This window comes from Enterococcus alishanensis (assembly GCF_019218635.1).
Taxonomy (GTDB): Bacteria; Bacillota; Bacilli; order Lactobacillales; family Enterococcaceae; genus Enterococcus_A; species Enterococcus_A alishanensis.
In genome coordinates this window covers 189,337-201,889 of record NZ_JAHUZB010000006.1, presented here as the reverse complement: position 1 = coordinate 201,889, position 12,553 = coordinate 189,337, and the positions used below count along the sequence as shown (strand labels likewise).

The window sequence follows — 12,553 nt, the reverse complement described above, 5'->3', positions numbered from 1 at the left end:
CGTCGAATAAACTTTCTATTTTTTACCTATTTTATTCATCACTTCGTCACATTTTCCGACTATTATAAATGCATACCAACAAACAACCCTATATTTTTTCATTTTTAACTCCTAGCCCGCCAGTTCCCCGACTGGCGGGCATCCTTTTGTCTTAATTGACTTGCTTACCTTTTCTTAAACAATCATTCATATAATCCCCTATCTTTGATTAAAAATTATTCTTGAAGTTCGTGTTTAATAGAATACAACAAAGAAAGGTGATGTATATGACATATAAATATAAAGTAGCTGTGATTCAGCAAACCAATTTACCCTTGACGATCCAATTTATTAGTGAAGATTTTTCACCAGCCTTAAATCAAAAATTAGATCAAGCAGTTCTGGCGATGCAAGATTTTTTAAATCAAGAGACTAAAGAGCTACCACTATTTAATATTTCTAGTCACCGTCAAGGTAGTCAATCGAGTGTCGGTGTGACAAAAAATTCACCCCTAGAAGAAGCTTTTAATCATTATCTGCACCCATTCGTTGAAAGAGGTGAAATTATATCAGCGGCAGTCAATGGCGGCGGTACACCACAAAATAGTGGACAACAAATTTTCAGCTGGCATATGGAAGTGGTTCCGCAACAAGCAGGAACTTATCTTTATAAATAAACCCCAAGATTTCCTAGTTTTATTCATAAGATATTCACAATTTGTGATTAATATATAAGCATACCAACAAACAAACCCTAACACTTTTTTTCATTTTTAACTCCTAGCCCACCAGTTCCCCGACTGGCGGGCATCCTTTTTTTATTCGTGTAATTCCAGCGGTAAGCCATCAGGATCAAAAAAGAAAGTCATCTTCTCTTCAGTAAAATCATCCACTCTCAAAGGCTCACAACGAACATCTTTTTCCTCTAAATATGCAACGGCAGCTTCGATATTTTCAGTTTTAAATGCCAAATGCCGTAAACCACTAGCTTCAGGAAAACTAGGACGTTTTGGCGGATTTTCGACTACAAATATTTCTAATTCTGCACCGTTGTCTAGTTGATAATCCAATTTGTAGTCGTTGCGGTCTTTTCGATAATGTTCTCTAATCAGTGGCAACGATAATATTTCGCCGTAAAATTGTTTGGTTTTTTTGTAATCAGAAGCAATAATTGCCACATGGTGAATTGTCGTAAAATTTTTCATGAAATTCCTCTTTTCTAAATGAAATAAAAAGACGCAAACGATTAAGATCGTCTACGTCTAGTGTACCGCTATTTAGCCTTCAATCAAATCTCCGGCGTGTGGACCAGCATCTAACAAATAAATTTTGGTAATGTCGACAACAATCGCTGCTTTGGGTTCAGGTAAATGCCCTGAATCAGCTGCGAATTTTTTTGCGGCAGCAAAAATTTCATCATCTGTATGAATTTCTACCGGACCTTCAAAACGGAAGCCTTTAAATTTAGGATGATCAACTGTCGCAACAACTACTCGCGGATTGACTTGAACATTTTGCCAAGCTTGTTTGCCAGTGTGTTCGTTATAAATCAAATGATGGTCATCTAAAACACGTAAGGTACCTTTAGGACCAATTTGAGGATAACCTGTTGCATCAGTTGTTGCAATAAAACTTAATTGAGCGCCAATCATATCTTTCATTTCTTGTGTAAGTGTAGCCAAAAATATCGTCTCCTTTATGATGACTGTATACTAGCACTTTCATGAAATTTTTGGAAAAAATGCGGCTCGAAAATAGTTATTTTTTTTGACGCTGAAATTCTCGCCAAACAGCAACAAAAACTAACAATAATAAGACTAATAAAAAGGCTAATGCCAATTGAGAACCTAAAATAGTTCCACTGATTAAATCAGCTTGATGATTTTGGACAAAATTGATAATGGTAGCCACAATTGCTGTCGCTACAGCACCAGCAAATTGTTGTAAAGTATTAAAAATTGTATTGCCATCGCCAAAATCAGCATCATCAATTTGACTCATGCCGCTGGTCATTAAATTACTGTAAGCAAAACCTATACCAATCATATAAAATACATGTCCTGCAACTAATCCTAACAAAATCGGTGCCCGTAAAATAATTGTTAACCCCGTCCAGCCAATAGCAGCCAGCGCCAAACCAATTAAGATTGGTTTTTTTGGACCAAACTGATCGAGCATCCGTCCTGAAATAGGTGCTAATAAAGCCCCAACGGTTGCCCCAGGAAACATCATTAAACCAGCCACAAAAGCATCTTTACCTAAAACGATTTGAACAAAGTTCGGTAAAACAAAAGAAACACCTAATAGTAAAAACTGACAAACTAAAAAGGCTAATAAAAAGGTCCGAAAAGCTGAATTTTTTAAAATTTTCAAACTAACTAAAGGTTCTTTTGTGTGAGTTGCTTGGCGATAAAAGATTACTAAGCCTAAGATACCGACAGCTAAAGGAATAATGCTCAACCAGCTACCAATTTGATTTAAGAAAATTAAGCTTCCGCTAAACAATAAAGCCAAACCTAACAAGCTAACCAAATCCAATTTTCCACTTTTTTCAATTGGTAAATCAGGAATGGCAATTAAGCCTAAAACTAAAGAAAGTAACAGCACCGGCACTAGGAAAATAAAAATATAATGCCAAGATAACGCCGAAGTTAAAATACCACCATAGGTTGGGCCAATCGCTGGGGCGATCGAGGTTGTTAGTGTCCCTAAACCCATCATGGTTCCGCGCATTTTTAGCGGAGAGTATTTCAAAATAATATGAAACATTAACGGTAAAGCAATTCCCGTACTAACTCCTTGTAAAATCCGTCCCAACAATAAAATTGGAAAATTAAAGGCCAAGAAATCGGTCACGATACCTAAAATAAAAATCACATTAGCGATAAAAAATAAGCGACGCAAGGTCATGTTTTTCAATAAAAAATTCGCCAACGGCACCATAATGGCAATCACCAATAAATAAATAGTGGTTACCCATTGCACCGTCCCAGTAGAAATACCAAATTGTTTAATCAATGTGGGGAAAGTAACATTCATAGCAGTTTCAATCAAAACCCCGGCAAAAGACATTATTCCGGTTGCCAAAACCGCCATCGTTAAATGGATTTTTTTCTCTTTCATTCAATCACCTCAAAATTTCATAAAAAAAGAGAGTCGGCTTCTAAATTAATAGAAACCGCCTCTCTCTCGACACAACTTATCGCTGTGTTATCTGTACGATTTATTCACTATTTAAAGTAAAACAATTTACTAAAAGAGTCAAGACCCAAATCAGTTTTTGATTTGTTTACCCAGAGTATCAATTTTGCGGCGAATAATCTGTTCCATTTGACGCATATCCCGACTAGCCTGATGAATCGTACTTGTAGGTCGATTGACCTTTTGATAAAGCATTTGTGGTAGAAAACTAAAGGTAGCTTGGGGCGCTTTAGCAATATATTCAGCAGTAAACCATAGATCTTCTGCCAAAGCTATTTTTTCATCAAAAAGAATTTTCTCATCTAATAAAACAGCACTGCGAAATAATTTATTCCAAATATAACCACCAATTGGACTGCCAAAAGAGTTCACCGCAGCGAAGATTTCTTTTCGACTAAGTAACTGGACCTTTTCTGATGAAGCAGCATTACGATAGCCCCATTGATAACCCACCGTAGCCAAAGCAATCTCATCATTCATCTGTTCAATTAAAGCTTCAATAAACTGAGGTGCCAATAAATCGTCGCCATCAACAAAGCTGATAAACGTACCCTTTGCTTTTTTAATACCAAAATTGCGAGCACTAGAAACACCACGATGATGATCCAAGCGAAAAATCTTTACGCGATCATCTTGAGCAGCCAAATTTTCCATGACTGGAAAACTATTATCTTTTGAATGATCATCGATCAATAAAATTTCGATATTCGAATAAGTTTGTGACAGAATAGTTGCAACGCTCTTCGTTAAATACGCGTCAATATTGTAAACTGGAACAATCACACTGACTAGTTGATTCATTTCTTCACCTTCTTAATAGGAAGAAAATATACTACTCTTTTTGAAATGTCCATTATTTACAACTAATAACCATGAAATAAATGGCTTTCACGTATTTTAAATAAAAGGAGTGATTTTATGAAATTATACGGTATCAAAACTAAGTACGCTTTTAACCAAAAAACTTTTTACTCTTGGCTTAGAGACAATCAGATGATTGAAAAGAGTGAAACTGGTTATGTTGTCGGTCCCCAAAAAATGGACGGGATGCATACTATTGTTAGCGAAAGAGTACAAGATGGTAAAGTTATTTCGATTACACAAGTCGCACTGGAAGAAAATCAGATCCCACAACTAGTAAAAATGTATGAAAACAGCGGGTTACCTAATCTCTATTCCGAAAGACAGAAAGTCGAAGAGTTAGATCGGAAAATCTTTGAACTAAGTGAAAAAGTGAGTGAACTAGAAATAGAATTACAACAAATCAAATAAAAAGAAACCGCGACGATGTAAGTCAGTCAAGGGCCTTCATCAGCCCTTGACTTTTTTGTTCGTATGCTGTATCATTTGAAGTTGCAAAAACTATTTGAAATGATTAAGGCAGGAGCGAAATATTGTCCGTTCCGGCTCTATAGGGAAAACAAAAGTAGAAGCTTCAACCGAAGAACGTTCTATTTTTGGTTTTTTTTTCGCCTAAAAGCCGCAAAAAATGTCTGTTGTTACATAATTTTAATTTTTGTAATTAAAATGTAACTTAATTTTCGAGCTAGTTTTCAGACTTTTTAAGAGGGGTGAAGAACTTGGCTGGACACGTAGTAAAATACGGGAAACACCGAGAACGCAGAAGCTTCGCACGAATCAGTGAAGTGTTGGAATTACCAAATTTGATTGAAATCCAATCAGATTCATACCAATGGTTCCTAGATGAGGGTTTGCGAGAAATGTTTGAAGACATCTTGCCAATTGATGACTTTAACGGAAACTTGTCACTTGAATTTGTAGATTATGATTTGAAAGAGCCTAAATATACTGTTGCAGAAGCACGTCAACATGACGCAAACTATTCAGCGCCATTACATGTTGTTTTACGATTAATCAATCGTGAAACTGGAGAAATCAAATCCCAAGAAGTATTCTTTGGTGATTTCCCATTAATGACTGAACAAGGCACATTTATTATTAACGGAGCAGAACGGGTAATCGTATCACAATTAGTTCGTTCACCAGGTGTTTATTTCCATGGAAAAGTGGATAAAAATGGTAAAGAAGGTTTTGGTTCAACTGTCATTCCTAACCGTGGTGCATGGTTGGAAATGGAAACTGATGCAAAAGACATTTCTTATGTAAGAATTGACCGTACCCGTAAAATTCCATTAACAACTTTGGTTCGTGCTTTAGGTTTTGGTTCTGATGATACAATCATGGAAATCTTCGGCGAAAGCGAATCATTACACAATACGATTGAAAAAGATTTACACAAAAACCCTAGTGATTCAAGAACTGAAGAAGGTTTGAAAGATGTATACGAACGTTTACGTCCAGGTGAACCTAAAACAGCTGATAGCTCAAGAAGCTTGTTAACAGCCCGTTTCTTCGATCCAAAGCGTTACGACTTAGCGAATGTTGGTCGTTACAAAGTAAATAAAAAATTAGATTTAAAAACACGTTTATTAAACTTAACTTTAGCGGAAACTTTAGTAGATGCTGAAACAGGTGAAGTAATCGTTGCAAAAGATACTGTTTTAACCCACCAAGTGATGGATGAATTAGGACCACATTTGGAAAATGGTTTAAATAAAGTAACTTATTTCCCATCAGATGATGCTGTTGTAACTGACGATATGGTGGTTCAACCAATTAAAGTTTATTCTCCAAAAGATCCTGAAAGAGTCATTACAGTTATCGGAAATGGCTATCCTGATTCTTCTGTTCGGACAGTACGTCCAGCGGATATTATCGCTTCAATGAGTTATTTCTTAAACTTAATGGAAGGTATCGGCAATGTGGATGATATCGACCATTTAGGTAACCGTCGTATTCGTTCGGTTGGGGAATTATTACAAAACCAATTTCGGATTGGTTTGGCGCGGATGGAACGTGTAGTACGTGAAAGAATGTCAATTCAAGATACTGAAACTTTGACACCGCAACAATTAATTAATATTCGCCCAGTTGTCGCAAGTATCAAAGAATTCTTTGGTTCTTCTCAGTTGTCACAGTTCATGGATCAAACGAACCCATTAGGTGAGTTGACCCATAAACGTCGTCTATCAGCCTTAGGGCCTGGTGGTTTGACTCGGGACCGTGCGGGTTATGAAGTACGAGATGTTCACTATTCCCACTATGGCCGGATGTGTCCAATTGAAACACCCGAAGGTCCAAACATTGGGTTGATCAACTCACTAGCTTCATACGCTAAAGTAAATAAATTTGGTTTTATTGAAACACCATATCGTCGCGTAGATCGTTCAACTGGTCGCGTAACCGATAAAATTGATTATTTAACTGCTGACATTGAAGATCACTACGTAGTGGCTCAAGCAAACAGTAAATTAAATGATGATGGTACTTTTGTGGATGATATCGTAATGGCCCGTGCCACTTCAGAAAACTTAGAAGTAACCGTAGATAAGATCGATTACATGGATGTGTCACCAAAACAAGTAGTTGCGGTAGCGACAGCGTGTATTCCTTTCTTAGAAAACGATGACTCAAACCGTGCCTTAATGGGTGCCAACATGCAGCGGCAAGCTGTGCCATTGATTAACCCTCGTTCTCCTTGGGTTGGGACTGGTATGGAATATAAAGCAGCTCATGACTCAGGCGCTGCTTTAATTTGTAAACACGATGGTGTCGTTGAATTCGTTGATGCGAGTGAAGTTCGTGTGCGTCGCGCAAACGATGCATTAGATAAATATGACATTACTAAATTCCGTCGTTCAAACTCAGGTACTAACTATAACCAACGTGCTTTAGTTGGCCTTGGTGAAGAAGTTGAAGCTGGTGATATCTTAGCTGATGGCCCTTCAATGGAAAATGGCGAATTGGCTTTAGGTCAAAACGTTGTCGTAGCCTTCATGACTTGGGAAGGTTACAACTATGAAGATGCGATTATTATGAGCCGTCGTTTAGTAAAAGATGATGTTTATACTTCTGTCCATATTGAAGAATATGAATCAGAAGCCAGAGATACAAAATTAGGACCTGAAGAAATCACTCGCGAAATCCCGAACGTTGGGGAAGACGCATTGAAAAACTTAGACGAAATGGGCGTTATTCGCATTGGTGCTGAAGTTTATGATGGTGATTTATTAGTTGGTAAAGTGACGCCTAAAGGGGTTACGGAATTATCTGCTGAAGAACGTCTATTGCATGCAATCTTCGGTGAAAAAGCCCGTGAAGTTCGTGATACTTCATTACGTGTGCCTCATGGCGGCGGCGGGATCGTTCACGATGTGAAAATCTTTACTCGTGAAGCTGGCGATGAATTATCTCCAGGTGTAAATATGTTAGTTCGGGTTTATATCGTACAAAAACGTAAAATCCATGAAGGTGACAAAATGGCCGGACGTCATGGTAACAAAGGGGTCGTTTCTCGGATTATGCCGGAAGAAGACATGCCTTACCTACCAGATGGTACACCAGTCGATGTCATGTTAAATCCATTAGGGGTTCCTTCTCGGATGAATATCGGACAAGTATTAGAATTGCATTTAGGAATGGCTGCTCGTTCATTAGGTATCCATGTTGCGACACCAGTATTTGATGGTGCGCAGGATAAAGATGTTTGGGAAACGGTTCGTGAAGCAAGTCTAGCTGGCGATGCCAAGACTGTTTTATATGATGGTCGGACTGGTGAAGCCTTTGATAATCGGATTTCTGTCGGTGTTATGTACATGATTAAATTGGCCCATATGGTTGATGATAAATTGCATGCTCGTTCAATTGGACCTTACTCACTTGTTACCCAACAACCATTGGGTGGTAAAGCACAGTTTGGTGGACAACGTTTTGGTGAAATGGAAGTATGGGCTCTAGAAGCTTACGGTGCTGCATATACCTTGCAAGAAATCTTGACTTACAAATCAGATGATGTAGTTGGTCGGGTGAAAACATACGAAGCCATCGTCAAAGGTGAACCAATTCCAAAACCAGGTGTACCTGAATCTTTCCGCGTATTAGTGAAAGAGTTACAAGCCCTTGGTTTAGATATGCAAGTTTTAGATATCGAAGACAAAGAAATCGAACTTCGTGACATGGATGATGATGATGATGATTTAATCACTGTCGATGCTTTGACTAAATTTGCTGAGCAACAACAAACAGCAAAAGATTTAGAACAACAAGCAAAAGCACAGGTGGCTGAAGAAAAATCTGACTTAGTCCAAGAAATTGAAACTGCAGAAGACTTATAAAATAGCCGGTCAGTCGGTTTCCTTGTGAAGCCGGCTGCCACTTAACCGTTAGAACTAAACCAAAAGATTTAGTCCTGCCTTAAAATGAAATGGAGGGAAACCCTTTTGATCGATGTAAATAAATTCGAGAGTATGCAAATAGGTTTGGCTTCTCCTGAAAAAATCAGAAGCTGGTCATATGGTGAGGTTAAAAAACCTGAAACCATTAACTATCGTACTTTAAAACCTGAACGTGAAGGTTTATTCGATGAAAGAATTTTTGGGCCAACCAAAGACTGGGAATGCGCCTGTGGTAAATATAAGAGAATTCGTTATAAAGGTATTGTTTGTGACCGTTGTGGTGTAGAAGTTACGCGTTCAAAAGTTCGTCGTGAACGGATGGGTCATATCGAGTTAGCTGCACCTGTAACACACATTTGGTACTTTAAAGGAATTCCTTCAAGAATGGGTCTTATTTTAGATATGAGTCCTCGTGCTTTAGAAGAAATTATCTATTTTGCCTCATATGTAGTTATTGACGCTGGTAATACTAGTTTAGAAAAGAAACAATTACTAACTGAACGCGAATACCGCGAAAAACGTGACCAATACGGTCAAGAATTCCACGCAGCAATGGGTGCCGAAGCAATCAAACAATTGTTAGATCAAGTTGATTTAGAAGGCGAATCTGCTGAATTAAAAGAAGAGCTTAAAACAGCTCAAGGACAAAAACGGACTCGAGCAATTCGTCGTCTAGATGTGTTAGAAGCTTTCCGTTCTTCTGGTAATCGTCCAAGCTGGATGGTTATGGATGTCATTCCTGTTATCCCGCCAGATTTACGTCCAATGGTGCAATTAGAAGGGGGTCGTTTTGCGACTTCTGACTTAAATGATTTGTACCGTCGGGTAATTAACCGGAATAACCGTTTGAAACGTCTATTAGATTTAAATGCACCAAATATCATTGTTCAAAATGAAAAACGGATGCTACAAGAAGCCGTTGATGCTTTAATCGATAACGGTCGTCGTGGTCGTCCAGTTACTGGTCCAGGTAACCGCCCATTGAAATCTCTTTCTCATATGTTGAAAGGGAAACAAGGTCGTTTCCGTCAGAACTTACTGGGTAAACGGGTTGACTACTCAGCACGTTCAGTAATCGTTGTAGGACCAACTTTACAAATGTACCAATGTGGTTTACCAAAAGAAATGGCAATCGAATTGTTCAAGCCTTTCGTAATGAAAGAATTAGTCCAGCGAGAAATTGCTTCAAATATCAAAAATGCAAAACGTAAAATCGAACGTCAAGAAGATGTCGTTTGGGATGTATTAGAAGAAGTAATTCAAGAACATCCAGTGTTACTTAACCGGGCACCTACGCTACACAGACTAGGTATCCAAGCATTCGAACCAATCTTGGTTGAAGGTCGCGCCATTCGCTTGCATCCACTAGTGTGTGAAGCCTACAATGCCGATTTCGATGGAGACCAAATGGCGGTGCATTTACCTTTAGGTGAAGAAGCGCAAGCCGAAGCTCGGATGTTAATGCTAGCTGCTACCCACATTCTGAATCCAAAAGATGGTAAACCAGTCGTTACACCATCTCAAGATATGGTCTTAGGGAACTACTACCTAACAATGGAAGAAGAAGGCCGTGAAGGCGAAGGCATGATCTTCCGCGACATGAATGAAGCTGTTTTAGCATGGCGCAATGGTTATGTCCATTTACACTCACGTGTAGCTGTTGATCCAAATACTTTAGGGGACAAACCATTTACAGAATGGCAAAAAGAACGGTTATTAATTACAACCGTTGGTAAAATTATCTTCAATGATATTATGCCGCAAGAATTCCCTTATCTAAATGAACCAACTGATGCAAACTTGACGCAAGCAACACCAGATAAATATTTTGTTGAACGTGGTAGTGATATTCCAGCAGCAATTGCTGAACAAGAGGTCATCTTACCATTCAAGAAGAAAAATCTGGGTAATATCATTGCTGAAGTCTTCAAACGTTTCAAAGTAACAGACACTTCAATGATGCTTGACCGCATGAAAGATTTAGGCTACAAACATTCAACAATGGCTGGGATGACCGTAGGGATTGCCGATATTTCTGCCTTGGCTGAAAAACATCAAATCATTGATGATGCTCACGGACAAGTGGGTACTATCACGAAACAATTCCGTCGTGGTTTGATTACTGATGATGAACGTTATGAACGTGTAATTGGCGTTTGGAATGCTGCAAAAGATGAAATCCAACAAAAACTGATGGAATCATTAGATGCGAAAAACCCAATCTTCATGATGTCAGATTCTGGAGCCCGTGGTAACATCTCCAACTTTACTCAGCTTGCTGGGATGCGTGGATTGATGGCCGCTCCGAATGGACAAATCATGGAATTACCAATCATCTCAAACTTCCGAGAAGGACTTTCAGTCTTGGAAATGTTTATCTCTACTCACGGGGCGCGTAAAGGGATGACCGATACTGCCTTGAAGACTGCCGATTCAGGTTACTTAACACGTCGTTTAGTTGACGTTGCCCAAGATGTAATCGTACGAGAAGAAGATTGTGGTACTGACCGTGGTCTAGAAATCTCTACAATTCGTGAAGGTAACGAAATTATCGAAGCGTTAGAAGAACGTTTAGTGGGTCGTTATACTCAAAAAACTGTTCGTCATCCAGAAACTGGCGAAGTATTGCTAGGCGCAGATGCTTTGATTAGCGAAGCAGATGCTAAGCTTGTGCTTGATGCTGGTGTTGAAACTGTGACGATTCGTTCAGTCTTTACATGTAATACGAAACACGGTGTATGTAAACATTGTTACGGTCGTAACTTGGCAACTGGTGATGATGTTGAAGTTGGTGAAGCAGTTGGTACAATCGCTGCCCAATCAATCGGTGAACCAGGTACTCAGTTAACCATGCGTACTTTCCATACCGGCGGGGTTGCCGGAGACGACATCACTCAAGGTCTTCCTCGGGTTCAAGAAATTTTTGAAGCGCGTAATCCAAAAGGTCTTGCTGTGATTACTGAAGTTACTGGTGTAGTAACTGAAATCGTTGAAGAAGCCTCAACCCGGACAAAAGAAGTTACTGTCAAAGGTGAAACTGATACTCGGACTTACACAGTTCCATATACTGCTCGTATGAAAGTGGCAGAAGGCGACATGATCCATCGTGGCGCTCGCCTAACTGAAGGTTCAATTGATCCTAAACACTTATTACAAGTGCGGGATGTGATTTCAGTTGAGACTTACTTGCTACGTGAAGTACAACGTGTATACCGGATGCAAGGGGTAGAAATCGGCGACAAACATATCGAAGTAATGGTTCGTCAAATGTTACGTAAAGTCCGGATCATGGATCCAGGTGATACTGACATCTTGCCAGGTACTTTACTAGATATTGCTGATTTCAAAGATCAAAACTACAAAACCATTATTACTGGTGGCGTACCAGCAACAAGTCGCCCAGTCTTATTAGGTATCACTAAAGCATCATTAGAAACAAACAGCTTCTTGTCAGCTGCATCATTCCAAGAAACAACTCGGGTATTAACCGATGCTGCAATTCGCGGTAAGAAAGACCCATTACTTGGATTGAAAGAAAATGTTATCATCGGTAAGATTATTCCTGCCGGTACTGGTATGGCAACATACCGTAACATGGAGCCAAAAGAAGTCGTTGTTGCTAGCGAAAATGTCTATTCAATTTCTGACATTGAAGCACAAATGGCTGCTGAAGATGCTTTAAACAATCTATAAAAAATTAACTCTTCTGAATGAAAATTCAGAAGAGTTTTTTTGTGTTATGATTTTCTTAACAGGAGGTAAAGCAAATGAAAAAAAGTACGTACATTTGGCTGATTGTCGGACTTTTTGTCTTAGGTGCAATTTTGCTACGAATAGGGATTGGAAAAATATCTTGGGTCGTACAAATCTTTTATTGGTTTATACTTATTTTTACAACACGTGCTTATAATAAAAAACAAAATCAAGACTTGGATGAGATGTGGACATTGGCTGATCGATTGGGAAAAACATCAGAGGATTTAAAAAACTATTCCGATTTAGGGTTGTTTGATCTAGAAGCTACTAGGAGAAATTCACATGGTGAACGAAGCTTTTATCCGAGTCGGCGATCGATTCGAAAGATTGTGGATAACTTGAAAAAGGAAGCTGAATAATTC

9 protein-coding genes are annotated in these 12,553 nt (G+C 38.8%); 5 read left to right on the top strand and 4 right to left on the bottom strand.

The features are described 5' to 3' along the window. Positions 1 to 266 precede the first annotated feature (266 nt). On the top strand, positions 267 to 656 hold the full coding sequence (locus KUA55_RS14635; protein WP_218327130.1) for a hypothetical protein: 390 nt from the start codon (positions 267 to 269) through the stop codon (positions 654 to 656). Positions 657 to 797: 141 nt separating this feature from the next. Here KUA55_RS14635 and gloA2 read toward each other — a convergent pair whose 3' ends face one another. From gloA2 to KUA55_RS14615, 4 genes are all read right to left on the bottom strand, one after another. After that, complete coding sequence (gloA2, locus tag KUA55_RS14630) at positions 798 to 1,184, bottom strand: SMU1112c/YaeR family gloxylase I-like metalloprotein (RefSeq protein ID WP_218327129.1); 387 nt, start codon at positions 1,182 to 1,184, stop codon at positions 798 to 800. Positions 1,185 to 1,256: 72 nt separating this feature from the next. Next, positions 1,257 to 1,661, bottom strand: coding sequence for a pyridoxamine 5'-phosphate oxidase family protein (locus KUA55_RS14625; RefSeq protein ID WP_218327128.1), 405 nt, complete (start codon positions 1,659 to 1,661; stop codon positions 1,257 to 1,259). A 76-nt stretch (positions 1,662 to 1,737) separates the two neighbouring features. Continuing rightward, a complete protein-coding gene (locus KUA55_RS14620; protein ID WP_218327127.1) occupies positions 1,738 to 3,102 on the bottom strand; it encodes an MFS transporter in 1,365 nt (454 codons plus the stop codon). A gap of 150 nt (positions 3,103 to 3,252) precedes the next feature. Then, complete coding sequence (locus KUA55_RS14615) at positions 3,253 to 3,981, bottom strand: glycosyltransferase family 2 protein (RefSeq protein WP_218327126.1); 729 nt, start codon at positions 3,979 to 3,981, stop codon at positions 3,253 to 3,255. Between the two features lie 117 nt (positions 3,982 to 4,098). On the opposite strand from KUA55_RS14615, the gene KUA55_RS14610 reads away from it, so the two are divergent. The 4 genes from KUA55_RS14610 to KUA55_RS14595 all read left to right on the top strand — a co-directional run bounded on the left by KUA55_RS14610 (position 4,099) and on the right by KUA55_RS14595 (position 12,550). Further along, on the top strand, positions 4,099 to 4,452 hold the full coding sequence (locus KUA55_RS14610; RefSeq protein WP_218327125.1) for a hypothetical protein: 354 nt from the start codon (positions 4,099 to 4,101) through the stop codon (positions 4,450 to 4,452). Between the two features lie 308 nt (positions 4,453 to 4,760). Next, the gene (gene rpoB / locus KUA55_RS14605) at positions 4,761 to 8,375 is read left to right on the top strand and encodes a DNA-directed RNA polymerase subunit beta (protein WP_218327124.1); all 3,615 of its coding nucleotides are present in this window, start codon (positions 4,761 to 4,763) and stop codon (positions 8,373 to 8,375) included. Between the two features lie 105 nt (positions 8,376 to 8,480). Continuing rightward, positions 8,481 to 12,128: a DNA-directed RNA polymerase subunit beta' gene (rpoC, locus tag KUA55_RS14600; RefSeq protein WP_281419043.1), complete on the top strand. Its 3,648-nt coding sequence runs from the start codon at positions 8,481 to 8,483 to the stop codon at positions 12,126 to 12,128. 74 nt (positions 12,129 to 12,202) lie between these two features. Continuing rightward, positions 12,203 to 12,550 carry a hypothetical protein gene (locus KUA55_RS14595; protein WP_218327122.1) on the top strand — a complete coding sequence of 116 codons (348 nt, stop codon included), beginning with the start codon at positions 12,203 to 12,205 and terminating at the stop codon, positions 12,548 to 12,550. Positions 12,551 to 12,553 lie beyond the last annotated feature (3 nt).

What these genes read in the sequence shown, in the direction of transcription:
- KUA55_RS14635 (WP_218327130.1), top strand. Translation starts at nt 267, where the DNA reads ATGACATATAAATATAAAGTAGCTGTGATTCAGCAAACCAATTTACCC.
- gloA2 (WP_218327129.1), bottom strand. Translation starts at nt 1,184, where the DNA reads ATGAAAAATTTTACGACAATTCACCATGTGGCAATTATTGCTTCTGAT.
- KUA55_RS14620 (WP_218327127.1), bottom strand. Translation starts at nt 3,102, where the DNA reads ATGAAAGAGAAAAAAATCCATTTAACGATGGCGGTTTTGGCAACCGGA.
- KUA55_RS14615 (WP_218327126.1), bottom strand. Translation starts at nt 3,981, where the DNA reads ATGAATCAACTAGTCAGTGTGATTGTTCCAGTTTACAATATTGACGCG.
- KUA55_RS14610 (WP_218327125.1), top strand. Translation starts at nt 4,099, where the DNA reads ATGAAATTATACGGTATCAAAACTAAGTACGCTTTTAACCAAAAAACT.
- KUA55_RS14595 (WP_218327122.1), top strand. Translation starts at nt 12,203, where the DNA reads ATGAAAAAAAGTACGTACATTTGGCTGATTGTCGGACTTTTTGTCTTA.